Source organism: Pseudomonas sp. CFBP 13710 (assembly GCF_014842235.1).
Lineage (GTDB): Bacteria > Pseudomonadota > Gammaproteobacteria > Pseudomonadales > Pseudomonadaceae > Aquipseudomonas > Aquipseudomonas baltica.
On sequence record NZ_JACYVJ010000002.1, the window covers coordinates 611,465 to 636,157 of the forward strand.

At 60.6% G+C, this 24,693-nt stretch carries 21 protein-coding genes and 1 pseudogene; 13 read left to right on the top strand and 9 right to left on the bottom strand.

What is annotated here, in order from left to right; translation table 11 throughout:
- The 3 genes and pseudogenes from IFT44_RS07410 to IFT44_RS07415 all read right to left on the bottom strand — a co-directional run.
- Complete coding sequence (locus IFT44_RS07410; protein ID WP_192175678.1) at positions 1-1,347, bottom strand: site-specific integrase; 1,347 nt, start codon at positions 1,345-1,347, stop codon at positions 1-3.
- A gap of 1,139 nt (positions 1,348-2,486) precedes the next feature.
- Positions 2,487-2,972 carry a DUF6650 family protein gene (locus IFT44_RS21330; protein ID WP_446730943.1) on the bottom strand — a complete coding sequence of 162 codons (486 nt, stop codon included), beginning with the start codon at positions 2,970-2,972 and terminating at the stop codon, positions 2,487-2,489.
- Between the two features lie 864 nt (positions 2,973-3,836).
- Positions 3,837-4,541, bottom strand: a pseudogene (locus IFT44_RS07415) (mechanosensitive ion channel domain-containing protein); the annotation flags it as partial.
- 183 nt (positions 4,542-4,724) lie between these two features.
- Between IFT44_RS07415 and IFT44_RS07420 the strand changes: the two are divergent.
- From IFT44_RS07420 to IFT44_RS21270, 4 genes are all read left to right on the top strand, one after another.
- Positions 4,725-6,068: a DEAD/DEAH box helicase gene (locus IFT44_RS07420; RefSeq protein ID WP_163007604.1), complete on the top strand. Its 1,344-nt coding sequence runs from the start codon at positions 4,725-4,727 to the stop codon at positions 6,066-6,068.
- A gap of 141 nt (positions 6,069-6,209) precedes the next feature.
- A complete protein-coding gene (locus IFT44_RS07425; RefSeq protein ID WP_192175679.1) occupies positions 6,210-6,602 on the top strand; it encodes a transcriptional regulator in 393 nt (130 codons plus the stop codon).
- A gap of 229 nt (positions 6,603-6,831) precedes the next feature.
- Positions 6,832-7,758 carry a DMT family transporter gene (locus tag IFT44_RS07430; protein ID WP_122479219.1) on the top strand — a complete coding sequence of 309 codons (927 nt, stop codon included), beginning with the start codon at positions 6,832-6,834 and terminating at the stop codon, positions 7,756-7,758.
- A 149-nt stretch (positions 7,759-7,907) separates the two neighbouring features.
- Positions 7,908-8,033: a PA1414 family protein gene (locus IFT44_RS21270; protein ID WP_286916280.1), complete on the top strand. Its 126-nt coding sequence runs from the start codon at positions 7,908-7,910 to the stop codon at positions 8,031-8,033.
- A gap of 67 nt (positions 8,034-8,100) precedes the next feature.
- Here the strand turns inward: IFT44_RS21270 and glpD are convergent, their stop codons facing one another.
- The 4 genes from glpD to IFT44_RS07450 all read right to left on the bottom strand — a co-directional run bounded on the left by glpD (position 8,101) and on the right by IFT44_RS07450 (position 13,159).
- Positions 8,101-9,639: a glycerol-3-phosphate dehydrogenase gene (gene glpD, locus IFT44_RS07435; protein ID WP_192175680.1), complete on the bottom strand. Its 1,539-nt coding sequence runs from the start codon at positions 9,637-9,639 to the stop codon at positions 8,101-8,103.
- Between the two features lie 241 nt (positions 9,640-9,880).
- Positions 9,881-10,636 (bottom strand): DeoR/GlpR family transcriptional regulator, encoded by a 756-nt coding sequence (locus IFT44_RS07440; RefSeq protein ID WP_043187404.1) that lies wholly within the window; start codon positions 10,634-10,636, stop codon positions 9,881-9,883.
- Positions 10,637-10,761: 125 nt separating this feature from the next.
- A complete protein-coding gene (glpK, locus tag IFT44_RS07445; RefSeq protein WP_122479712.1) occupies positions 10,762-12,264 on the bottom strand; it encodes a glycerol kinase GlpK in 1,503 nt (500 codons plus the stop codon).
- 55 nt (positions 12,265-12,319) lie between these two features.
- Positions 12,320-13,159, bottom strand: coding sequence for an MIP/aquaporin family protein (locus IFT44_RS07450; RefSeq protein ID WP_185793885.1), 840 nt, complete (start codon positions 13,157-13,159; stop codon positions 12,320-12,322).
- A gap of 296 nt (positions 13,160-13,455) precedes the next feature.
- Here IFT44_RS07450 and ybaK point away from each other — a divergent pair, with 296 nt between their 5' ends.
- The gene (ybaK, locus tag IFT44_RS07455) at positions 13,456-13,926 is read left to right on the top strand and encodes a Cys-tRNA(Pro) deacylase (protein WP_122479216.1); all 471 of its coding nucleotides are present in this window, start codon (positions 13,456-13,458) and stop codon (positions 13,924-13,926) included.
- 93 nt (positions 13,927-14,019) lie between these two features.
- The gene (locus tag IFT44_RS07460; protein ID WP_192136902.1) at positions 14,020-14,814 is read left to right on the top strand and encodes a PhzF family phenazine biosynthesis protein; all 795 of its coding nucleotides are present in this window, start codon (positions 14,020-14,022) and stop codon (positions 14,812-14,814) included.
- Here IFT44_RS07460 and IFT44_RS07465 read toward each other — a convergent pair.
- Entirely contained in the window at positions 14,791-15,702 is a 912-nt protein-coding gene (locus IFT44_RS07465) for a LysR family transcriptional regulator (protein ID WP_185793883.1), read from the bottom strand. The two genes, IFT44_RS07460 and IFT44_RS07465, sit on opposite strands and share 24 nt — an antisense overlap.
- Positions 15,703-15,838: 136 nt before the next feature.
- Here IFT44_RS07465 and leuC point away from each other — a divergent pair, with 136 nt between their 5' ends.
- The 5 genes from leuC to asd all read left to right on the top strand — a co-directional run bounded on the left by leuC (position 15,839) and on the right by asd (position 21,110).
- Complete coding sequence (leuC, locus tag IFT44_RS07470; RefSeq protein ID WP_192175681.1) at positions 15,839-17,272, top strand: 3-isopropylmalate dehydratase large subunit; 1,434 nt, start codon at positions 15,839-15,841, stop codon at positions 17,270-17,272.
- Complete coding sequence (gene leuD / locus IFT44_RS07475; RefSeq protein ID WP_192175682.1) at positions 17,269-17,910, top strand: 3-isopropylmalate dehydratase small subunit; 642 nt, start codon at positions 17,269-17,271, stop codon at positions 17,908-17,910. Before leuC ends, leuD begins: the two co-directional genes overlap by 4 nt.
- Before the next feature lie 121 nt (positions 17,911-18,031).
- Entirely contained in the window at positions 18,032-18,790 is a 759-nt protein-coding gene (locus IFT44_RS07480; RefSeq protein WP_192175683.1) for a class I SAM-dependent methyltransferase, read from the top strand.
- Between the two features lie 58 nt (positions 18,791-18,848).
- Positions 18,849-19,931 carry a 3-isopropylmalate dehydrogenase gene (gene leuB, locus IFT44_RS07485; protein ID WP_192175684.1) on the top strand — a complete coding sequence of 361 codons (1,083 nt, stop codon included), beginning with the start codon at positions 18,849-18,851 and terminating at the stop codon, positions 19,929-19,931.
- 66 nt (positions 19,932-19,997) lie between these two features.
- Positions 19,998-21,110, top strand: coding sequence for an aspartate-semialdehyde dehydrogenase (gene asd, locus IFT44_RS07490; protein WP_122479209.1), 1,113 nt, complete (start codon positions 19,998-20,000; stop codon positions 21,108-21,110).
- Between the two features lie 384 nt (positions 21,111-21,494).
- Here asd and IFT44_RS07495 read toward each other — a convergent pair whose 3' ends face one another.
- On the bottom strand, positions 21,495-22,310 hold the full coding sequence (locus tag IFT44_RS07495; RefSeq protein WP_192175685.1) for a TlpA disulfide reductase family protein: 816 nt from the start codon (positions 22,308-22,310) through the stop codon (positions 21,495-21,497).
- A 373-nt stretch (positions 22,311-22,683) separates the two neighbouring features.
- On the opposite strand from IFT44_RS07495, the gene IFT44_RS07500 reads away from it, so the two are divergent.
- Together IFT44_RS07500 and IFT44_RS07505 are read left to right on the top strand one after the other, a co-directional pair.
- On the top strand, positions 22,684-23,367 hold the full coding sequence (locus tag IFT44_RS07500; protein WP_122479207.1) for a response regulator: 684 nt from the start codon (positions 22,684-22,686) through the stop codon (positions 23,365-23,367).
- Positions 23,364-24,689, top strand: coding sequence for an ATP-binding protein (locus tag IFT44_RS07505; RefSeq protein WP_192175686.1), 1,326 nt, complete (start codon positions 23,364-23,366; stop codon positions 24,687-24,689). The genes IFT44_RS07500 and IFT44_RS07505 overlap by 4 nt, the downstream gene beginning before the upstream one ends.
- Positions 24,690-24,693 lie beyond the last annotated feature (4 nt).

Consider the following 24,693-nt stretch of genomic DNA (forward strand, 5'->3'; position numbering starts at 1 on the left):
TCAGTTCTCCACGAGGCTCATGATGTGCATTTGATAATCACTGTCAGCTTCGTGCACCATTTCATTGACGCGCCTGTAGTCCAAGTAACTCATCGTCGTTTTACGGCTTGAGTGGTGCAGGCGCTTAGCAACGTAGTCGATAAGTTCCAGGTAGCCGATTTTTCCTTGGGCAAGGAGTTCTCTGCGTTCATCTACCAAATTCATGCCGAATGAAGCTCTTAGGTCGTGAAAGCTGAATGTGAAATGGTGGTCGTCTGCTTTTAGCCGTGGAGTCAGTGTGTCTCTAATAAATTTCCGTACCGCAGAACCTTTTTCGTGGCTCTTGTATTTGTCTTTGTCGAGGTGACTTACATACATTGGCTTTCCAGTTCTGCTCAGAAAAACATACTGCTCAGACTCATCTCTTTTCAACGCTCTGGCTTTGCGGCTCTGGTAGCGGTCGGATTGGAGGTAGGTGAAAAGCCGATGATGCACCCAGCCAGGAACCTGGATACTCTGTTTCTTTCCATACTTGGTGTCTACGAGAGAGCCCTGGCCCGCACTGATCGAATACGTGCCAGTATCATCTGCGGAGGCCTCAATAATGTTACCGACTCGGATTGTTAGTACCGTTTGTATTCTCATGCCCGAGAAAAGCGCTAGGATAAACAGGAGCAGCATTTCAATATTGCTCACGAGGAGAAGTGCTTTGACCACCGCGTCTTGTTCAAATTTGTGGAGTGGACGAAGCTTTCCGCCGTCATAAATGAAATCGCTCGACTCATCCTTGTTTTTTGGGAAGGTTAAGTCTGTGGTGATGACCTCTCGTGTTCTTGTAAATCCGTGTCTGTCAAGGCGTGATATGTGAGCGATTGTCTCTTTCCATGGCGGCTTCGCAGGTGTGAAGTTTCGATACCTCATCCGCCATCGATAATATCGAATGACGGCGCGTATCTTGTTATTTACGCCCTCGGCACCCCTCTCGCTCCGTGCGACAGCAAACTTGAAGTTTGCTTTGAACCGGTATGTCGGTCTTTCAAACTCCCTTCCGCTAAAATCTAGGTGATCTAGATTATGATCGAGCATTACATTCTTGAACTCTGCTAGGTTGGCAGCCTCTGCGCCTAAAGTTTCCGCAGCGAGTTTGGGGTACTGCTTGGCCCGCCAAAAAAGATAGAGGTTTCCTTCTACCCAGGGCGTTCCGTCAGGCTGAAGAATGATCTTCATCCCTTGAATGTAATCTTCGTCTTGGTAAGAGATCGGGTAAACCAAGGGAGGCTCAGTTAGGACAGAGACCATCGCCTCGATGGGTACTTTGTCGCTTTTGGTGAAAGGGGTAAGGCCTTTCAATTCTACAGTTGTGTACATGTTGTTCTTTCGGGGCGGTCTTCGGGAGGGGAGTCAGAGTTAGTTCCGGCCCCCCGTTTCAGTGGGTGGGCAGAATATCGAGTGTCGAAAGTTTTGCAAGAGGTGGTTTTGTCGAACGATCAATCGAGATTTTTTAATTAGATTGATATTGTCATGGGGATTTCATTTTGTGTGACGGGCTTTTTAATTATTAGGAGGAGGGGGGCGCGGCTGGAAGCCCCATAATTCATGGGGCTGCGATTTTTTGTTTTCGAGAATTGACGTTTTATTGTGTCTTTTTTTATAATTTAAATTACGAAAGGCACGATGCTTCTTTGCTATATGTCAATTAATTCAATATGAGGCATTGGAGAATGCCATAAGGTCTGGCTTGTGTTCTTATCAAACAGCGTGTCAGGTGGGCTTTAGTAAATTTAAGGCCTTCTTAAAATAATTATTTAAAATTGCCCAGGCTGCTGTCACAGCCCTGTTTATCCATGAATTGACATAGTTTTATAAAATGGTTGGAAAAAGTGATGGGCGGTCGAAAAAAATCGACTGATGAACGTTTTTTGATCGGTCTATCATCCCTCACGGCTGGCTCAACATCGACCTGAAGCGCGTTTGGGCCAGTTGATTGACGGTGTCGGCAGCGTTCGGAACTGGCCTGTAAGTAGAAACTGTCGCCTCGGGGTGGCACTGAGGCTTATCGGGACTTACGGATATGGCCTAGCGGAACTGCTGCTACGATTTTGCCATTCTGCTTCAGGACGGAGCGGTCACGATGAAGTTTGGATGGGGGGCGTGGACTCTCAACCCCGCTGAAGCAGAGTGGCTAGCTGAATAGGTATGGACTGCAGCGCTTATGGCAGCGTAGCAGCTAAAGCTCAGCAACCAGGTTGAGTCATGCTAGCTAAAACGAACTCATCTCTGTAGAGGGTGACTCGGACGCTTTTGTACACGAAATTATATTAATACCAATCGCATCTCGACTCGATGCATGGCGTTCTGCAGATCAATGCGGTGCGCTAGTCGTAAGAAGTTTAGGCTGTCAGGGATGTGAATGATCACATCTCTGATCTTTATTTGTCTGAGTTGAATCTCTGAAATAAGCTCAAGCGACGGTTGCCTGCTACATCATCATGCCATTTCATAGCTGTTTATAGTTTAAATTGTTCTAGGTCAGATAGCTTTACATTGTCTGGGAGTCGTCTTTGAAGTAGGCGATACAGTTGATTGCCTGGGAATAGTTGCACGTTTCGGCATAGGGAGTATATGCATAAAGCCATATCCCTAAGCCAAACATTGAGTTGCATGAAGTGATCTTCGTCTTTTTCGTTAGACTCAAGCCAGGAGAGAAAGTTGTTGCATGCGCACACCATTGCTCTCATGATCTCTTCGGCGGGACGAGATAAGGACATCGTTTGCATCGACGATACCGTCTGATCTCTAATTTGGATCACAGACATCGATAGCCATTCTGGGCGAACGGGCTTGCCATGGCAAGAATCTCCTTGCTGGTTAAGAGCAAGTGATCTCTTACTATCTAAGTGCATAAGTAGCCTTATAATTACTTCGGCCTCTGTGTTAGAAGGTTGCCAAGAGATGCCAAAAAAAGTGGTGGAAATCCCTGTTATTTTTGACATTGCATTGGTTATCTGTTTTTTCACTATTGGCTCCGTTTTAGGCAACTACGTCCATGCTTGAATAGTTGGGAGTCAAGCAGATTTTTTTGGGTGGTGTCAATATAGCACTGCGCTGCAGTATCAGCTCGCTGAGGTCTTGGATCGGATTAAATCGGGCGAGCCGTAGATGCTGGCCTGGTTTGGCCTCCCCGTTCGTTCATTAGGCCTAACTCCAGCACCTGGTATGACTACCCATTTCACTTGCCTGAAATCACTTCGCTAAGTCAGTAGTACCTCGGTGGCGTCCCGCTGCTTTGCGCCTAACTCACTGAGTTCTGCTGCGTGGTTACTGGCGACGCGATCATGCTTGGCCTGGTTCAAGAATTCAGGTCGAGCGCGGCTCTGCTTGCGCTCCAACGCCACTATGAATGCATCACTTTTGCCGCTGGGAAAGACAAGGCGATACGTCACTGCAGATGAGGGGCTGAACGTACGCAGCGACTGGGCACCCATAATCCACTCTCCACCCTTTTTCCACTCCCCGTGAGTCATCACCAGCGTATGTTGAATAGAGGGGTGGATAGATGTGTCGGTGGAAGTTTTGCTTGCTCCGGAATGAACACCCCGCAATGGGATCACCACGCCCGCTCAGACATCCCCACCCACCCACTGGTGTTGCTGTCCACATAATCACTCTCGCTTCTCTCAGTCTTTGCTTAGGGAGAGGGCTTCAGCGAAGTCGGTTTCGGAGGGAAAGGAGTGCTGCAAGGCTTGAGGTAGGAGAACAGGGCTCAGGTCGCCCCGCATGCATTCCCTTAGAGGAGGCTTGTTGCTGTCAATATCGCTGGGAGCTCACGATACGTCGAAATAGGCTTCAACTCACGCGTAATTCTGGATCTTCACGGTGTGCAGGGTGATGTCGACGACGTCGCCGTCGGCGCCCACCTGGGGCATCTCGATCCAGTCGCCGACGCGCAGCATGTCGTTGCTGGTCAACTGCACGCTGGCCACGAACGACAGCAGGGTGTCCTTGTAGACCAGCAGGATGACCGCCGACATGGCGCCCAGCCCGGACAGCAGCAACAGCGGCGAGCGGTCGATCAACGTGGCGACGATGATGATGGCACCAAAGATGTACAGGATCATCTTGGCCAGTTGCACGTAGCCCTTGATCGAGCGGGTGCGGGCATGCTCGGTGCGCGCATAGATGTCGATCAGTGCATTGAGCAGGGCCCCCAGGGTCAGTACCAGGAACAGGATGGTGAAGCCCAGCGCGATGTTGCCGATGACGTGCTTGCTGTTGTCGCTCAGCACCGGGATCAAGCCCAGACTGAACTGCACCACCAGCGACGGCGTCATTTGCGCCAGGCGATGGAAGACCTTGTTGTGCAAAAAGTCGTTGAGCCAGTGCAGCGATGGCCGGCGACTGAGCAGCTTGACCGCGTGCAGGGTAAGGAAGCGCGCCAATCGGCCCAGGGCGAAGGCGGCGATCAGCAGCAGGAACAGCGACACACCGGCCTGCAGGACCGGCTGGTCGTCCAGGCCAGTGATGAAAGTGACGGTTTGGTGCCAGAGCGATTCGATGTTCATGGGGTGGCGTGCAGCTCCCGGATTGAAAAGGGGCGGGGATTAAAGCCCATCGAGTGGGGCAATCGCCACGCCTGGAAAGATTTGCACGCAATTTACCGACTTACGGGTAAAGAAATTCGGCTAATCGTGCGCAAACCGGTACCCTATGCAGTCGAATTTATGTACTCCGTCGAGGTAACACCCGTGTTTTCCCAATTCGCCCTGCATGAACGCCTGCTCAAAGCCGTCGCCGAGCTGAAATTTGTCGAGCCGACGCCGGTGCAGCTGGCCGCCATTCCCCTGGCATTGCAAGGGCGCGACCTGCGGGTGACGGCGCAAACCGGCAGCGGCAAGACTGCCGCATTCGTCCTGCCGATTCTCAACCGCCTGATGGGCCCGGCCAAGGTGCGCGTCGACATTCGCGTGGTGATCCTGTTGCCGACCCGCGAACTGGCCCAGCAAACCTTGAAGGAAGTGGAGCGCTTCAGCCAGTTCACCTTCATCAAGGCGGGCCTGATCACCGGCGGTGAAGACTTCAAGGTGCAGGCCGCCATGCTGCGCAAGGTACCGGATATCCTCATCGGCACCCCTGGCCGCCTGCTGGAACAGCTCAACGCTGGCAACCTGGACCTCAAGAAGGTCGAGGTGCTGGTGCTCGACGAAGCCGACCGCATGCTCGACATGGGCTTCTCCGAAGACGTGACGCGCCTGAGCGACGAGTGCGGCCAGCGTGAACAGACTCTGCTGTTCTCGGCCACCACCGGTGGTGCCGGGCTACGCGACATGATCGGCAAGGTGTTGAAGGATCCCGAGCATCTGCTGATCAACAACGTCAGCCAACTGGCCGAGGGCACTCGCCAGCAGATCGTCACCGCCGACCACAACGTCCACAAAGAGCAGATCCTCAACTGGCTGCTGGCCAACGAGACGTACCAGAAGGCAATCGTCTTCACCAACACCCGGGCCATGGCCGACCGTATCTACGGGCGCCTGGTGGCGCAGGAATACAAGGCGTTCGTGCTGCACGGCGACAAGGACCAGAAGGACCGCAAGCTGGCCATCGATCGCCTCAAGCAGGGCGGCGTGAAAATCCTCGTGGCTACCGATGTGGCGGCCCGCGGCCTGGACGTCGACGGCCTGGACCTGGTGGTCAACTTCGACATGCCGCGCAGCGGCGATGACTACGTGCACCGCATCGGCCGGACTGGCCGCGCCGGCAACGAAGGCCTGGCGATCTCGCTGATCTGCCACGGTGACTGGAACTTGATGTCCAGCATCGAGCGCTACCTCAAGCAGACCTTCGAGCGCCGGGTGATCAAGGAAGTCAAAGGTACCTACGGCGGACCGAAGAAGGTCAAGGCGTCGGGCAAGGCGGTCGGCGTGAAGAAGAAAAAGACCGACAAAGACAAAAAAGGCGACAAGAAAAGCGTTGCCAAGGGCCCGACCAAGCGCAAGAGCGTCAACCGTCCCAAGGCCGATGCACCGGCGTTGGTAAGCCAGGACGGACTGGCACCGCTCAAGCGTCGCAAGCCGGCTGTCAGCGAGTAAACTGCGCCAGGCAGGCTGGCCTCCCGGCGGAGGCCAGACCTGCCAAAACACCCCGCAAAGCTGTCTTCGCGCAACTCCCCCTCACCCACCCGGTCCCATACCTGGCAAGCCCTTTCACTCATGTGTTGGAGGTTCTTCCGGATGACCACTTACGACTGGCAGTTGATCGAACGGCTGTTGCACGAAGTGCAGAACGGCGCCAATCAGGATTTCACCCCGCACCGCTATGCCCAGGACCACGCCGATGCAGCCACCGCTCAGGGTGACACGACTGCTGCTGTCGACCAGTTGCAAACCCAGGCCCGCGACTATGAGAAGCTGTTGCTGGAGCGCGGGTTCATCGAGCAGCGTCCTGACAGCGAAGGTGGCACGGGCCGCAACTTTCAGTTGACCATGCGGGGTTCCAGCCTGTTGAGCCTGCTCGACAGCAGCATTCCCGACAACGATCACGGGCTGGAAGTGCTCGACGAGCAGGACGATGCGCTGGACCCGGCTACCTTCGATGAGTTGGCCAGTAAACCGCAGATTGTCTGAGCCTTTGGCATGGATTGAAACCGTGTTGCTCTCTTCGCGGCCGCTGACCGCTCCTACAAGGGCGGAATACGGTGTGCCGATGTAGGAGCGGTCCGCGGCCGCGAAGCAGGCGACATGGTGTGCCTGTGTGGGCGCAACCTTCCGCCGCGAAAGCCTTGTGACGCGTGGCTTGTTACACTGGCGATTCCTCATTGCCTGAAGGCATCGTCATGTCGTGGTCAATTCGCCGATGAGCATCGAACGCCGTCAACCCGATGGATTCGCGCTCAAGGTCATGCTCGGGTTGTGCCTGATCTGGGGTATCCAGCAGGTCACCATAAAGTGGGCCGCGCCCGATATCGCTCCGGTGATGCAGGCGGCCATGCGCTCGGGCATTTCCGCGGTCCTGGTGGCCGCACTGATGTGCTGGCGCGGGGGCTGGGCGCACATGCCCTACACCTGGCGCGCCGGGTTGCTGGCCGGTTCGCTGTTCGGGCTGGAATTCTTGTTCATCGCCGAAGGCCTGAAGCTGACCTCGGCAGCGCACATGTCGGTCTTTCTCTACACCGCCCCGGTGTTCACGGCGCTTGGCTTGCACGCCCTGCTACCCGGAGAGCGCCTGCGGCCCCTGCAATGGCTGGGCATTGCCCTGGCGTTCAGCGGTATCGCCTTCGCTTTCGCCGGCGGAATTTCCTGGCAACATCTGGACCGACGCATGCTGCTGGGTGATGCACTGGGCGTGATGGCAGGCTTGTGCTGGGGCGCGACCACGGTGGTGGTGCGCACCTCGCGCCTCTCAGAAGCACCCGTGACGCTGACGCTGTTCTACCAGCTAATCGTCTGCGTGATCGGATTGTTGCTCATCGCCCTGGCCACGGGGCAGTTCACGCAGGTCAGTTTTACCCCGGTCGGCATCGCCAGCGTATTGTTCCAAGGGGTGGTGGTGTCTTTCGCCAGCTTCCTGATCTGGTTTTGGCTGCTGCGACGCTACCTGGCGTCCAATCTGGCCGTGTTCTCGTTCATGACCCCGCTGTTCGGCGTGACGTTCGGTGTGCTGCTGCTGGGCGAACCGCTGAGCGTGAATTTCATTCTGGGCGCGCTGTTCGTACTGCTGGGCATCACCTTGGTCAGCGCCGAGCAGTGGGTGCGCCGACGATTACGAACGTGGATAAGGTAATGAATTACTTGCCCGGCAGATGATCAATACGTAGGACTGCGACTTTTCGACACAAGTGCGTGAATGCATCCTACGTCGCTTAGCGCTATGATCGAACAGAAGCGACGGACCATGACCGTCGTTCGGGCTTTTCCCTGAAGGGGGGCGATATGAACGGTAACTTGTACAACTGGCTCCACGATCTGGCTGTCGCACTGGGGCTGGTGCCGCCGCCACCACAGCCTGTGCCTATCCCGGCCGACAACCACCGGCCTCGGCAGCGCCCTCGGCGCTGAGCCCTCCGGGCCCGTCGCGCGCCATGCAAAACGCCCCTTACGGGGCGTTTTTCGTTGCTGACAGCGCTCAAGCCGCCTGGGTATTGGCCCGGCTGGCGTCGACTTTCGCCAGGTAAGCATCCAGGCGAACCGTGGCCGCATCATCGACGAACAGCCCCAGCTTGCTGCGACGCCACAGCACGTCTTCGCTGCGGGTGGCCCATTCCTGCTCGTACAGGTAATCGACTTCGCGGCTGAACAGCCCCGTGCCCAATTCCTCGCCAAGATCGGCTACCGACTGTGCACCTTCGATCAAGCGCCAGCTGCGGCTGCCGTAGCTGACCGCCCAACGCTCGGCCAGGCCGTTTGGCAGCCAGGGAGCTTTCACCCGCATGTCCTGAGCCAGGGCCTGCGGCGTGCTCATGTCTTCGCCACCGGGCAGGGCACTGGTCGCCGTCCAGCTACCGCGCATCTGCGCGAAGAATGGCTTCAACTGTGCCATGGCCGACTCGGCCAGCTTGCGGTAAGTGGTCAACTTGCCGCCGAACACCGAAAGGATCGGCGCCTCGCCCTGGCCGCCGCTGAGCGACAGGGTGTAGTCGCGGGTGATGGCCGATGGGTTGTCCGACTCGTCGTTGCACAGCGGGCGAACGCCCGAATAGGTGCGCACCACATCGCTGCGGCTGACCTGTTTCTTGAAGTGGGCGTTCACCACTTTGAGAATGTAGTCGGCCTCGGCCTCGGTGATCTCCACCTTGGACGGGTCGCCCGTGTATTCACGGTCGGTGGTGCCCAGGATGGTGAAGCGATCCAGGTACGGGATGGTGAAGACGATGCGCTGGTCTTCGTTCTGCAGGATGTGCGCCTGCTCGCCTTCGTACAGGCGTGGCACGATCAGGTGGCTACCCTGGATCAGGCGGATGCCGTATGGGGATTGCAACTGCAGGTCGTCACGAATGAACTTCGCTACCCAGGGCCCGGCCGCATTGACCAGCGCGCGCGCCTTGAGGGTGAACGTGCTGCCGTCCTCACGCTGCAGATTGACCTGCCACACACCGTCTACACGCTTCGCGTCGACACAGCGGGTGCGGGTATGGATGTGTGCGCCTTTTTCTCGCGCTGCCATGGCGTTCAGTACCACCAGGCGAGCGTCGTCGACCCAGCAGTCGGAATATTCGAAACCGCGGGTGATTTCCGGCTTCAACGCACTGTCGGCGCCGAAGCGCAGGCTGCGCGAGCCTGGCAGCTTTTCTCGCTTGCCCAGGTTGTCGTAGAGGAACAGCCCGGCGCGGATCATCCAGGCAGGACGCAGATGGGGCCGGTGCGGCAGGACGAAACGCATGGGCTTGACGATGTGCGGAGCCTTGGCCAGCAACACTTCGCGTTCGGCCAGTGCCTCGCGTACCAGGCGGAATTCGTGGTGTTCCAGATAACGCAGGCCGCCGTGGATCAGCTTGCTGCTGGCCGAAGAGGTGTGGCTGGCCAGGTCGTCCTTCTCGCAGAGAAACACGGAAAGCCCACGCCCGGCAGCGTCGGCGGCAATCCCCACGCCATTGATGCCACCACCGATCACGGCGACGTCGTAGATTTCAGCCAGCGGTTGGCGGGGCAAGGTCGAATGGGGCATGGCAGCCTCCTGCGTTTATCAAGGAGCGTTCGAATGAGTGCTTTGAATTCGAACATCAATGTTCAATTTCGAAAATACTAGCCCAATACGAAGGGCTTAGCCAGTCGAAGATGATTGAAATTGTTGATCGAAGGGGGTCAAAGCGAAGAAATACGAACATCAGAAGCGAAGCTGATGCGCCGTGGGCGTTGCCAGGTGGGGATTGTGGACGGGCAGGGCGGCTTGCGCCGCTGCCACAGGGTCAGACGATCTCGAGGCGGATCTTGTGTTGCTGCAGCAATTGCAGCAAGGCGGGCACGGGCGGTTGGTCGGTGACCAGGCAATCGATCAGGCTGATCGGGCCCAGGCGGACCATGGCATTGCGGCCAAACTTGCTCGAGTCGGCGGCCAGAATGACTTGGCGCGCATTGGCGATGATCGCCTGGCTGACGCGAACCTCCTGATAGTCGAAGTCCAGCAGGCTGCCGTCTTCGTCGATACCACTGATGCCGACCAGGGCGAAGTCGACCTTGAACTGGGTGATGAAGTCGATACTCGCCTGGCCCACCACGCCGCCGTCACGGCGTACGTTGCCGCCGGCCAGCAGCACGTCGAAGTCGTCCTTGCCGCTGAGGATCGAGGCTACGTGCAGGTTGTTGGTGATGATCTTCAGGTGGCTGTGGTTGAGCAGGGCGCGGGCGATGGATTCGGTGGTGGTGCCGATATTGATGAACAGCGAGGCGTGGTCGGGGATCTGGGCGGCAATCGCCTCGGCGATGCGCTGTTTCTCGTCGCGCATCTGGTCGGCACGCATGGCGTAGGCCGTGTTTTCGATGCTCGAATCGTAGGCGGCGCCACCGTGATAGCGACGCAGCAGGTTGACCTCGGCCAGCTGGTTGATGTCACGCCGGATGGTTTGCGGCGTCACGACGAACAGTTGGGCCATTTCCTCGATGCTGACATAGCCGCGTTCGCGTACCAGTTCAAGGATCTGCTGTTGGCGGGGAGGCAGGTTCATGGGGCTTCCTTTGGCTGCCATGCAAAAGCATGCATGATGCCGCAGGAACGGGCCCCATCGCCAGAAGTGATTCCATGGACCGCACTTGCGCAGGCCGGAACCGCCCGGTCTGCGCCTTCACTTGGTCACTGCTCTTCGTGCGGTTCCCAGTCACGGGTGCGTTCGACGGCCTTTTTCCAGCCGGCGTAGAGTTTTTCCTTGCCGGTTTCGTCGAGCAGAGGCTCGAAGGTACGCTCGATCACGGCCTTGCCGCGCAACTCATCCAGGCTGCCCCAGAAGCCGCACGCCAGGCCCGCCAGGTAGGCGGCACCCAAGGCCGTGGTTTCGCGCATCTGCGGACGCTCCACCGGAGTGCCGAGAATGTCGGCCTGGAACTGCATGAGGAAATTGTTGGCCACCGCGCCGCCGTCCACGCGCAAGGCGCTCAGGCGCTCGCCGGAGTCCTGTTGCATGGCGTCGAGCACGTCGCGGGTCTGGTAGGCAATCGATTCGAGCGCCGCGCGAATGATGTGGTCGACGCGTACGCCGCGGGTCAGGCCGAACAGCGCGCCACGGGCATAGGGGTCCCAGTAGGGCGCGCCCAGGCCGGTGAACGCCGGCACCAGGTAGACACCGTTGGTGTTCTTCACCTTGCTGGCGAAATATTCGGTGTCGTAGGCGTCGTTGACGATCTTCAGTTCGTCGCGCAGCCACTGCACGGTCGAGCCGCCGTTGAACACGGCGCCTTCCAGGGCGTAGGCGACTTCGCCACGCGGGCCGCAGCCGATGGTGGTGAGCATCCCGTGCTGCGACGTGACGGCCTTCTTGCCAGTGTTCATCAGTAGGAAGCAGCCGGTGCCATAGGTGTTCTTGGCCTGGCCAGGCTCGACGCACATCTGACCGAACAAGGCGGCCTGCTGGTCGCCGGCGATCCCGGCAATGGCGATGCCGCTCTTGGTATGGCCGTAGATTTCCGACGACGACTTGACCTCTGGAAGCATCTCGCGCGGGATGTCCAGGGTCTGCAGCATCTTCTCGTCCCACTCCAGGGTGTGGATGTTGAAGAGCATGGTGCGCGAGGCGTTGGTGTAGTCGGTGACGTGCACCTTGCCGCCAGTGAATTTCCAGATCAGCCAGCTATCGACGGTGCCGAACAGCAGCTCGCCGTTGCGTGCGCGCTCGCGGCTGCCTTCGACGTTGTCGAGGATCCATTTCAGCTTGGTGCCGGAAAAGTACGGGTCGACCACCAGGCCGGTGGTCTGCTTGATGTAGTCTTCCAGGCCGTCGCGCTTGAGCTGCTGGCAGATCTCGGTGCTGCGTCGGCACTGCCAGACCACGGCATTGTAGATCGGGCGACCGCTGTTCTTGTCCCACACTACGGTGGTTTCACGCTGGTTGGTGATGCCGATGGCCGCAACCTGGGCGTGGCTCAGCCCGGCCTGGGCCAAGGCCTCGACCATGGTCGCGCTCTGGGTGGCGAAGATTTCCATCGGGTCGTGCTCGACCCATCCGGCCTGCGGATAGTGCTGGACGAATTCGCGCTGCGAGGTGCCGACGACATTGGCGTCGCGGTCGAAAATGATCGCCCGGGAGCTGGTGGTACCTTGGTCCAGGGCAATGATGTAGTTCTTGTTGTCGGTATCGGTCATGTCGATGGCCTTGCGCAAGTGTGCAATAAATGCGGAATGTGGTGTTTGTGCAGGCTCAGGAGGCCTGCACCTTCGATGCGGACGCTTCGGCCGACCCGTTGTTCGAGTTTGGCAAATGGCGTGCGATCAGTACCCGGTACGCGCCGGCGCCCAGGCAGGCACCTACGATCGGCGCCACGATGGGAACGATGAAATAGGGAATCGTGCGGCCACCGGTGAAGGCTATTTCACCCCAGCCGGCGATGAACGTCATCAGCTTTGGACCGAAATCCCTGGCCGGGTTCATGGCAAAGCCGGTCAGCGGGCCCATGGCACTGCCGATCACGGCGATCAGCAAGCCCACCAGCAGGGGCGCCATGGCCCCGCGCGGAAGACCGTTGTGCTCGTCGCCCAGGGCCATGATCACCGCCATCAGGATGGCGGTGATGACCATCTCGACCAAAAAGGCCTGACCGATAGACAGCGCCGCATGGGGGTAGGTGGAGAAGATGCTCGCCGTTTCGAGGCTCGCTTGCGTGCCCCTGACGATGCCGTGGGTTTGTTCGTAATCGAAGAACAGGCTGCTGTAGAGGGTATAGACCAGTGCTGCGGAACAGAACGCGCCTGCCACCTGAGCCAGAATGTAGAAGGGCAGCTTGCGTTTCTCGAAGCCGCCGAACAGGCACAGGGCGATGCTGACCGCAGGGTTCAGATGGGCACCGGACACGCCCGCCGTCAGGTAGATCGCCATGCTCACGCCGACGCCCCAGATGATGCTGATTTCCCACAGGCCGAGGCTGGCACCTGCGACCTTGAGCGCCGCGACGCAGCCTGTGCCGAAGAAGATAAGCAGTGCGGTGCCGAGAAACTCGGCAGTGCACTGGCCCGACAGGGTCGGTTGTTGCTGTGCGGTCATCGTGTATTACCCCAATTGTTTTTTTTGTCTGACGCCGTTTTCGGCGCCTGGAATCTGTCGTCGTACGATCCCCATCGCACGTCGCAGTACAGCCTTTGAGCACATTGTACTATCGTGCCTATCTTCACAAACGAAAAAATATAGACAAGAAACGCCGCTGTCAAAGGTCGAAAGCGAACGAGTTCGTTCATTGCCTGCGAACTTTTCCGCGCATTTCCGGCAAAGCCACGGTTGGCGTGGCTTGCCCGCCTGTGTCCTAATGCCGGGCATGTTTTTTATTTGTCTGGAGTCCCTGCATGACCCCCGCCCTGGACCTCTTGAAGAAACACCGCGCCGAGCATCGAGTGCATGCCTATGAACATGATCCCAAGGCAGCTTCCTATGGACTCGAAGCGGTGGAAAAGCTCGGTCTGACCGCCGCGCGGGTGTTCAAGACACTGCTGGCGGCGACCGAAAGAAGCGAGCTGCTGGTGGCAGTGGTGCCGGTGACCGGCACCCTGGATCTCAAGGCGCTCGCGCATGCGGCCGGCGTGAAGAAATGCGAGATGGCAGATCCGCAGGCTGCGCAGCGGGCCACGGGGTATCTGCTGGGCGGGATCAGCCCGCTGGGGCAGAAGAAGCGCTTGCGGACCTTCATCGACCAAACCGCCGAGGCATTGCCCAGCATGTTCGTCAGCGCCGGTCGGCGCGGGCTGGAAGTCGAGCTGGCGCCGCAGCTGCTGGCCGAGCACACCCAGGGTCGCTTCGCCGATATCGGCCGCCCTTGATGCACCAAGGAAATTATTCATCGACTCGACGAGTCGAACGCCGATAGCCAGACGGCTTGGCCGCCACCCCTTTCCGCAACAGCGAGGATTGCCATGCAACTGGATTTCCATCAGGTCGATGCGTTTACCCAACAGCCTTTTGCTGGCAACCCGGCAATGGTCTACCGCCTCGACAGCTGGCTGGCCGATGAGCTGATGCAGAAGATCGCCGCCGAGCACAACCTGGCGGAGACCGCGTTTTTGGTTCGCGAAGCGCAGGGCTGGCACATCCGCTGGTTCACCCCGCGCACCGAAGTGCCCTTGTGTGGCCATGCGACTCTGGCCAGCGCCTACGTGCTGTTTCATGTCTATGGGGAGACAGCGTCGAGCCTGTCGTTCGCCAGCCGCTCGGGCAACCTTACCGTCAGCCGTGAGGGCGACCGGCTCTGGCTGGACTTCCCGGCGATGATGCCCGAGGAGCAGTTGGGCCTGACCCTGGAGGTCGAGCGTGCCTTGGGTTGCGAAGCGGTCGACGTAATGGCGGCGGCGTCGCTGTTCGTCCTGCTGGAGTCGGAGCAGGCGGTACGCCAGTGCCGCCCGAACATGGCGGCCCTGGCACGCTTGCCCTGGCCCGGGGTGATCATTACCGCCCGGGGCGACCATCAGGACTTCGTTTCGCGCTACTTCGCACCTGCCATCGGCATCGACGAGGACGCGGTCACCGGCTCCACCCATTGCAGCCTCATCCCGTACTGGTCGAGGCGTCTGGTCAAGACCAGCCTCACTGCCTACCAGTGCTCGGCGCGGGGTGGCGAGCTGTTTTGCCGGATGGAAGGCGAACGAGTCAAGATCGGCGGCTACGCCACGTTGATCAGCAGCGGCCGGCTACTGCTCGGTGCCCAGCCCTGATTGCGCCGAAGCCAGTGTGCCGGCCTGGTCGTCGAGCAGCGCCATGAAGGCCCGCGCCGCATTCGACAGGGTCCGTTCGGTGTGCAGGATATAACCCAACTGGCGGCTCAGCTGCACACCGGGTAGCTGGAAGCGCGCCACTTGCTCGTCGAGCATGGTGCGCGGCAGCACACTCCACGCCAGGCCGATCGACACCATCATCTTGATGGTTTCCAGGTAGTTGGTGCTCATGGCGATGTTCGGGCTCAGGCCTTGCGCCTCGAACAGGCGGCTGACGATGTGGTGGGTGAAAGTATTGCCGCCCGGAAACACCGCTGGATGTTCGGCGATATCGCTCAGCTTCACCACCGCCTGCAGGGCCAGCGGATGTTCCGGGGCGGCGACGAAATCCAGCGGGTCATGCCACACCGGTACCGAGCGCACCAGGTGATGGGGCTCGGGCGCCAGGGTGATCACCGCCAGCTCCGCACGTCCGTGCAGGATCTCCTCATAGGCCACTTCCGAATCGAGAAACTGGATGTCCAGGGCGACCTTGGGGTACATCCGCGTGTAGGTGCGCAGCAGCGAGGGCAATCGGTGCAGACCGATGTGGTGGCTGGTGGCGAGGGTCAGGCGGCCCGTCACGTCGCCGCTCAGGTTGGTCAGGGCGCGGCGGGTGTCTTCCAGCACATCGAGAATCTGGTAGGCGCGTGGCAGCAGGGCCCGGCCGGCCTCGGTCAGATTGACTTCGCGGCCCAGGCGATCGAACAAACGCACGCCCAGCTGCAATTCCAACCCGGCGATGCGTTTGCTGATCGCCGGCTGGGTCAGGTGCAGCCGATCCCCGGCCCTGGAAAAACTGCCCACTTCGGCGATGGCTATAAAGGCATTGAGACTGGCCAGGTCCATGCGCGAATTCCTTTTGGTTATCCAAAGTATGAAAATTATGAATTTGAGTTATTCAAGATAACCTCATAGCATCACCCCTACAAGCCAAGCGGTTATAGGCATAGAAAAGACAGCAAGACTGATGAGGAAACGTCTGATGGCCGGCAAAACGCTCTACGACAAGCTCTGGGATTCGCATTTGGTCAAGCAGCGCGACGATGGCTCGGCGCTGATCTACATCGACCGTCACATCATCCACGAAGTGACTTCGCCCCAGGCGTTCGAAGGCTTGCGCCTGGCCGGCCGCAAACCGTGGCGCATCGACGCCAACATTGCCACGCCCGACCACAACGTGCCGACTACCCCGGAACGCAAGGGCGGCATCGGCGCGATCGCCGACCAAGTGTCGCGTCTGCAGGTGCAGACCCTTGACGACAACTGCGACGAGTACGGCATCACCGAATTCAAGATGAACGACGTACGCCAGGGTATCGTCCATGTCATCGGCCCGGAGCAGGGCGCGACCTTGCCCGGCATGACCGTGGTCTGCGGCGATTCGCACACCTCGACCCACGGTGCCTTCGGTGCCCTGGCCCATGGCATCGGTACCTCGGAGGTCGAGCACGTGCTCGCCACGCAGTGCCTGGTGGCCAAGAAAATGAAGAACATGCAGGTGTTGGTCGAAGGTGCCTTGCCGTTTGGCGTGACCGCCAAGGACATCGTGCTGGCCGTGATCGGCAAGATCGGCACCGCCGGCGGCAATGGCCATGCCATCGAGTTTGCCGGCAGCGCCATTCGCGACCTGTCGGTGGAAGGCCGCATGACAATCTGCAACATGTCGATCGAGGCCGGCGCCCGCGTGGGGCTGGTGGCTGCCGATGAAAAGACCGTCGCCTACGTCAAGGGTCGGCCGTTCGCGCCCAGCGGCGCTGATTGGGACAAGGCGGTGGAGTCGTGGAAAGGGCTGGTATCCGACGCCGATGCCCACTTCGACACCGTGGTGCGCCTGGATGCCGCGCAGATCAAGCCGCAGGTCAGCTGGGGGACCTCGCCGGAAATGGTCCTGGCCGTTGACCAGAACGTGCCGGACCCGGCGCGCGAGTCGGATCTGGTCAAGCGCGGTTCCATCGAGCGCGCGCTGAAATACATGGGCCTGACCGCCAACCAGGCGATCACTGACATTCAGCTCGACCGCGTGTTCATCGGCTCGTGCACCAATTCACGCATCGAAGACTTGCGCGCCGCCGCAGTGATCGCCAAGGGCCGCAAGGTGGCCTCGACCATCAAGCAGGCCATCGTCGTGCCAGGCTCGGGCCTGGTCAAGGCGCAGGCAGAGCGCGAAGGCCTGGACAAGATTTTCCTCGAGGCGGGCTTCGAGTGGCGTGAGCCGGGCTGCTCCATGTGCCTGGCGATGAACCCGGACCGGCTGGAGTCGGGCGAGCACTGCGCATCGACCTCCAACCGCAACTTCGAGGGCCGCCAGGGCGCCGGCGGGCGTACCCATCTGGTCAGCCCGGCCATGGCCGCCGCAGCCGCCGTCGTCGGTCGTTTCGTCGACGTTCGTGAATTGATCCAGGGGAACGCAGCATGAAAGCCTTCACTCGACACACCGGCCTGGTCGCTCCGTTGGATCGTGCCAACGTCGACACCGACCAGATCATTCCCAAGCAGTTCTTGAAGTCGATCAAGCGCACCGGCTTTGGCCCGAACCTGTTCGACGAATGGCGCTACCTGGATGTCGGTCAGCCTTACCAGGACAATTCCAAGCGTCCATTGAACAAGGATTTTGTCCTCAATCACCAGCGCTACCAAGGTGCCAGCGTGCTGCTGGCGCGGGAGAACTTCGGTTGCGGTTCCAGCCGCGAGCATGCGCCGTGGGCGTTGGATGAGTATGGCTTTCGCGCCGTGATCGCGCCGAGCTATGCAGATATCTTCTTCAACAACAGCTTCAAGAACGGCTTGCTGCCGATCATCCTCAGTGATGAGCAAGTCGATGAGCTGTTCAAGGAAGTCGAGGCCGCGCCGGGTTACCAGTTGACCGTGGACCTGGCGACCCAGAGCGTGACCAGCCCGAGCGGCAAGGTCTACAGCTTCGAGATCGACGAGTTTCGCAAGCACTGCCTGTTGAATGGGTTGGACGATATCGGCCTGACCTTGCAGGACGGTAAGGCGATTGCGACGTTCGAGGCCAAGCATCGGGCCAGCCAGCCTTGGTTGTTTCGTGATTGATTGGTGTAGGCAGGTTTGGCCTCTTCGCGGGCAGAGCCCGCTCCCACATGGGCGGCGAGTCCTCTACGCGCGAAGAGGCCCGCAAGGCCACCGAAAACCCAGGCACAAGGAAGCCCAGCCCATGACCCAGCACACCCAAGTCGTGCAGAAACAGTTCGGTGAACAGGCTTCGGCCTACCTGAGCAGCACCGTTCACGCCCAGGGCGCGGAATTTGCGCTGCTTCAGGCGGAGCTGGCGGGCCAGTCCCAGGCTCGGCTGTTGGACCTGGGGTGTGGCGCCGGCCACGTCAGTTTTCATAGCGCGCCACTGGTCAAGCAGGTGGTGGCCTATGATCTGTCGCAACAGATGCTCGACGTGGTCGCCAGCGCTGCCAGCGAGCGGGGGCTGGGCAATGTCAGCACCGAACTCGGCCCGGCCGAGCGGCTGCCGTTCGCCGACGCCGCCTTCGACTATGTGTTCAGCCGCTATTCGGCGCATCACTGGAGCGACCTCGGCCTGGCCCTGCGCGAAGTGCGCCGTGTGCTCAAACCCGGTGGCGTGGCCTGCTTCATCGACGTGATGTCGCCGGGCAGCCCGCTGCTCGATACCCATCTGCAAAGTGTCGAAGTGCTGCGCGACACCAGCCATGTGCGCGACTACAGTGCCGGCGAATGGCTGAGCCAGGTCAATGAAGCGGGCCTGCAGGTACGCGGGCACACTCGCCAGCGCCTGCGCCTTGAATACGCCTCGTGGGTCGAGCGCATGCGCACGCCCGAGGTCATGCGTGCGGCCATCCGCGCCTTGCAGCAAGCCGTGGGCGCCGAGGTGCGCGAGTATTACCAGATCGACGACAATGGCTCGTTCAGTACCGACGTGCTGGTGTTGTGGGCCCAGCGTTGAGCATTTATTCACGGCCCGCCCGAGGGCATGCCGTATTACCGGAATTAACGAGGAACGCATGAGCAAGCAGATTCTGATTCTCCCAGGCGACGGCATCGGCCCGGAAATCATGGCCGAAGCGGTCAAGGTGCTGGAACTGGCCAACGCCAAGTTCCAGCTGGGCTTCGAACTGGCCCACGACGTGATCGGCGGCGCTGCCATCGACAAGCATGGCGTGCCGCTGGCCGACGAGACCCTGGCACGTGCCCGTGCCGCCGACGCGGTGCTGCTGGGCGCGGTGGGCGGGCCGAAATGGGACAAGATCGAGCGCGATATTCGCCCGGAACGCGGTCTGCTGAAGATTCGCTCGCAGTTGGGCCTGTTCGCCAACCTGCGTCCTGCCATTCTCTACCCGCAACTGGCCGATGCTTCCAGCCTGAAGCCGGAAATCGTTGCCGGGTTGGACATCCTCATCGTCCGTGAGCTGACCGGCGGCATCTACTTCGGCGCGCCGCGTGGTGTGCGCGAACTGGAAGGCGGCGAGCGCCAGGCCTACGACACCCTGCCGTACAGCGAGAGCGAAATCCGCCGCATCGTGCGCGTCGGCTTTGACATGGCCCAGGTGCGCGGCAAGAAGCTGTGCTCGGTGGACAAGGCCAACGTATTGGCTTCCAGCCAGCTGTGGCGCGAAGTTGCCGAGGAGATCGGCAAGGATTATCCCGATGTCGAGCTGAGCCACATGTACGTCGACAACGCCTCGATGCAGTTGGTGCGCGCGCCGAAACAGTTCGACGTGATGGTCACCGACAACCTGTTCGGCGACATTCTTTCCGATGAGGCGTCGATGCTTACCGGCTCCATCGGCATGTTGCCTTCGGCCTCGCTGGACGCCCACAACAAGGGCATGTACGAGCCCTGCCACGGTTCGGCGCCGGACATCGCCGGGCAAGGCATCGCCAACCCGCTGGCGACCATTCTGTCGGTGTCGATGATGCTGCGTTACAGCTTCAACCAGCACGATGCTGCCGCTGCCATCGAGCAGGCGGTCAGCCTGGTGCTGGACCAGGGCTTGCGCACCGGCGATATCTGGTCTGAGGGCACCACACGGGTCGGTACGCAGGAAATGGGCGATGCAGTAGTCGCCGCGCTGCGGAATCTGTAATCTCTTGGGCCCGCTGCGACTTTCCATCGACAGCAGCGGCCCACTTTTCAAGAAGGTGTAGTTGCGATGAAACGTGTAGGTCTGATCGGTTGGCGCGGTATGGTCGGTTCCGTGCTTATGCAGCGGATGCTGGAAGAGCAGGACTTCGATCTGATCGAGCCGGTGTTTTTCACCACTTCCAATGTCGGCGGCCAGGGCCCGGCGGTCGGCAAGGACATTGCCCCGCTCAAGGATGCCTACAGCATTGAAGAGCTGAAGACACTCGACGTGATTCTGACCTGCCAGGGTGGCGACTACACCAGCGAGGTATTCCCCAAGCTGCGCGAGGCCGGCTGGCAGGGTTACTGGATCGACGCGGCTTCCAGCCTGCGCATGCAGGATGACGCGGTGATCGTGCTCGACCCGGTCAACCGCCGGGTGATCGACCAGCAACTGGATGCCGGCACCAAGAACTACATCGGTGGCAACTGCACCGTAAGCCTGATGCTGATGGGCCTGGGCGGGCTGTTCGAGGCCGGTCTGGTGGAGTGGATGAGTGCCATGACCTACCAGGCGGCTTCGGGCGCCGGCGCACAGAACATGCGCGAGCTGATCAGGCAGATGGGCAGCACCCATGCCTCGGTTGCCGATGACCTGGCCAACCCGGCCAGTGCCATTCTGGACATCGATCGCAAGGTCGCCGAAGCCATGCGTGGCGAGGGTTACCCGACCGAGAACTTCGGTGTGCCACTGGCTGGCAGCCTGATCCCCTACATCGACAAGGAACTGCCGAATGGGCAGAGCCGTGAAGAGTGGAAAGCCCAGGCCGAGACGAACAAGATTCTGGGACGGTTCAAGAGCCCGATCCCGGTGGATGGTATCTGTGTGCGTATCGGTGCGATGCGCTGCCACAGCCAGGCGTTGACCATCAAGTTGAACAAGGACGTGCCGATGGCGGACATCGAAGGGCTGATCAGCCAGCACAACCCATGGGTCAAGCTGGTGCAGAACAGCCGCGAAGCGAGCATGCAGGAACTCACGCCTACACAGGTTACCGGCACGCTGAACATCCCGGTCGGGCGCCTGCGCAAGTTGAACATGGGCTCGCAGTACCTGGGCGCGTTCACCGTCGGCGACCAACTGCTGTGGGGCGCCGCCGAGCCGCTGCGTCGCATGCTGCGGATCCTGCTGGAGCGCTGATTCCTCTAGCGTGACCGCATCCACCGCCGACGCGGCTTGCGCCGCTGCTACAGGGGGTTAGATCTCTGTAGCAGCGGCGCGAGCCGCGTCCGGGTCCAACGGCGTTCGTCCAGGATCACCGCATCCACCGCCGACGCGGCTTGCGCCGCTGCTACGGGGGGTTAGATCTCTGTCGCAGCGGCGCGAGCCGCGTCCGGGTCCAACGCGTTCGTCCAGGATTACCGCATCCACCGCCGACGCGGCTTGCGCCGCTGCTACGGGGGGTTGGATCTCTGTAGCAGCGGCGCGAGCCGCGTCCGGATCCAACGCGTTCGTCCAGGATTGCCGCATCCACCGCCGACGCGGCTTGCGCCGCTGCTACGGGGTTGCGGTGGGGTGGTGTGCTTATTGGGCTGGGAAGGTTTCCAGCGCATGCTGCAGGCTGGCTTTCGACAATTCGCCGAGATGGCTGCCGAGCAGCTTTCCTTCGCTGCTGTAGAACAGCGTGGTCGGCAGCGCGACCGAACCCAGCGCGCGGCCCAGTTCGCCTTGGCGGTCGAATAGCACCTGAGTCAAATCCAGCCCCGTCGTCCCGGCGAAGCTCGCCACGATCTGCGCGGTTTCGCCATGGTTCACGAACAGAAAACGCACCTCAGGGTGAAGTTTCTGCATTTCCAGCAGCACAGGCATTTCTCGTCTGCAGGGTGGGCACCAGCTTGCCCAGAGGTTGATTATCATAGGTTTGCCACCGTAGCTGCGCAGCGCTACGGGTTGGCCTGTGGCGGTGTTCAAGGTGACCTCGGGCAACTGCGAGTGCCGCGCCTGCTGATACCCGTGGCTGCCGACGCTGGCGAGCGTCCAGAACAACAGGCCGCTGGCCAGGCTCCAGCCCAGCGTGCGGCGTATTAACGGGCGCCGCCAGGCACACACCAACGCCACCAGAGCACTCACCAGCAAGCCCGGCCACAGCAGGAAACCGCCATCGCGGATGTCTGGAATCTGCCAGAGATCCTGCCGATACTGCGCCCAATAGCGCAGCACGAAAGCCCCGCGCGCGACCACCAGGCACAGCAGGAACAGGCGAAATATCAGCGCTTCTGGATTGCTGCCAAACCCCTTGCGCGCCAGCTGCCAGCCCACGAGGCTGGCCAAGCCCAGCGCCAGCAATATCAGCAGGTGATGCAGGGAAAGGGCGAAAGGCCCTACGGCAAGGCTCAACATGACAACAGATCCTGATGAAGTGATCCGACAAGTATGGCTGCATCAAGGTTAACCGATGGTTAACCAGCTCCAGACCATTGTCACTGTGTGCACTCGATATCTCCCTGTAGGAGCGGTCCGTGGCCGCGAAAGGGCGGCACGGTATATCAGACAGACCGCAGCGCCAGCTTCGCGGCCGATGGCCGCTCCTACAGGGGGCGCTGTTCAGCGCATTGTAGGAGCGGTCCGTGGCCGCGAAGGGCCAGTGCAGTTCGCACAGATGCACCGCGGTGCGTTTTTCGCGGCCAATGACCGCTCCTACCCTGTATCAGGGGCATAATGTTGTGTTAATCACGGCCCGTCACTGTGCGGCCTTTATTCTTCGAGCGCTGTCATGCACGTATTGCTTTGCGAAGACGACGACCTGATCGCCAGCGGCATCGTCGCCGGGCTCAATGCCCAGGGGCTGAACGTCGACCGGGTGGCCACCGCCTCGGCCGCGCAGGCCATGCTGCAGGCAGCCAGCTTCGATGTGCTGGTGCTGGATCTGGGTCTGCCCGACGAAGACGGTATCAAACTGCTCCACCGCCTGCGCCAGCGTGGGGTGGCTCTGCCGGTGCTGGTATTGACCGCCCGCGACAGCGTCAGCGACCGGGTCGCCGGGTTGCAGGCAGGCGCCGACGACTACCTGCTCAAACCCTTCGACCTGCGCGAACTGTGCGCGCGGCTGCACACCCTGCAGCGCCGCGTGGCTGGCCGCACCTTGAACATGATCGAACATGGCCCGCTGCAGCATGATCCCAGCACCCGGCAGACCTGGCTGGCCGGCCAGGCCATTGACCTGTCCCGCCGCGAACAGGCGCTGTTGTACGCCCTGCTGCAGAACCGCGGCCGCGTCCTCTCCGGCGAACAGCTCAAGGACAGCGTCTACGGCTTCAGTGACGAAGTGGAAAGCAATGCATTGAACGTGCACATTCACCACCTGCGCCGAAAGCTGGGTAACGGCATCGTCGAAACCGTCCGCGGGCTGGGCTACCGCCTGGGCCCGGCCCACACCGAACCAAAAGAGGCCCCATGAGCCTGCGTCTGCGTTTGAGCCTGATCCTCGGCGCGGCCTTCGTGGTCATCTGGGCACTCGCCGCCACCTGGATGTTCCGCGATCTGCGCAGCCAGATGATGTTCTCTCTGGACCAGCGTCTGGTGGCCTCGGCACGCATGGTCGCCGGCATGGTAGACCGTTTGCCGCAACCGCTTGCGGCACAGGGCGAAGGCACCCGCTTCAGTGCCGACCAATGGAGCATTCCTGATGGCATCGCCTGCCAGATCAGCTCGTTGCGCGGCGAAATCCTTGCCCGCAGCCACAGCAATGCCGACCAGGTGCTGGACGATCAGCGCACCGGTTTTCACGATCAGGCCATCGATGGCGAGCACTGGCGCAGTTTTACCCTGGCCCGTGACGATGTGCGAATCACCACCGCCGACCGCGAACTGGAACGCGAAGCCTTGAACCGTTCGGTCATGCTGGCTGCCTCCGCGCCGGTGCTCATGGCCCTGCTCGGCAGCATCGCGATGCTCTGGCTGGGTATCGGCAAGGGCCTGGCGCCTCTCAACCGGATGTGCGAGGCGCTGCGCAAGCGCGATGTCGATGCCCTCGACCCGCTGGTGCTGAAGTCGCTGCCCAGCGAACTGCAGCCGTTGCTGGACACCCAGAACCAGCTGTTTCTGCGCATCGGACGCACCCTCGAGCGCGAGCGACAACTGACAGGCGATGCGGCGCATGAGTTGCGCAGCCCGCTGACCGCGATCAAGACCCACTTGCAGGTGGCCCGCATGACCACCGGCCTTGCCCATGAGCAGGCTCTGGCGCACGCCGAGGAAGGCGCCGACCGGCTGCAGCGCACGCTCGAGCAGTTGCTGCTGCTGGCGCGAGTCGAGGGCAGTCTGTCGTTCGATGATGGGGCACCGTGCAGTGCCGAACACGTGGCGCGCCTGGCCATCGGCGATGCCAGTCAGACGGATCGTTGGCGGGTCGAGTTGCACATGCCGCCGCAGTTGCCGTCGATTGCGTTGGGCATGCCGTCGACCCTCGCGGTACAGGCGCTGCGCAACTTGATCGACAATGCCCTGCGGCACAGCCCCGACCGGGCGCCGGTCTGGCTGACACTGGCCACCGAGCCTGGCTGGGTCTGCTTCACGGTGCGCGACTTCGGCCCTGGCATCGGTGCCGAAGATTTGCAACACCTTACCCAGCGTTTCTGGCGCAGCCGCGCCAGTGCCGGTTGCGGGCTGGGCCTGGCGATCGTTCAGGCCATCGCCCAACGTTGCGGGTGTAGCCTGGACTTCGACAGTGGCGAAGACGGCCTGCGCGCCAGTTTCAGGATTCCGGTCCGGCCGGTGTGAGCGG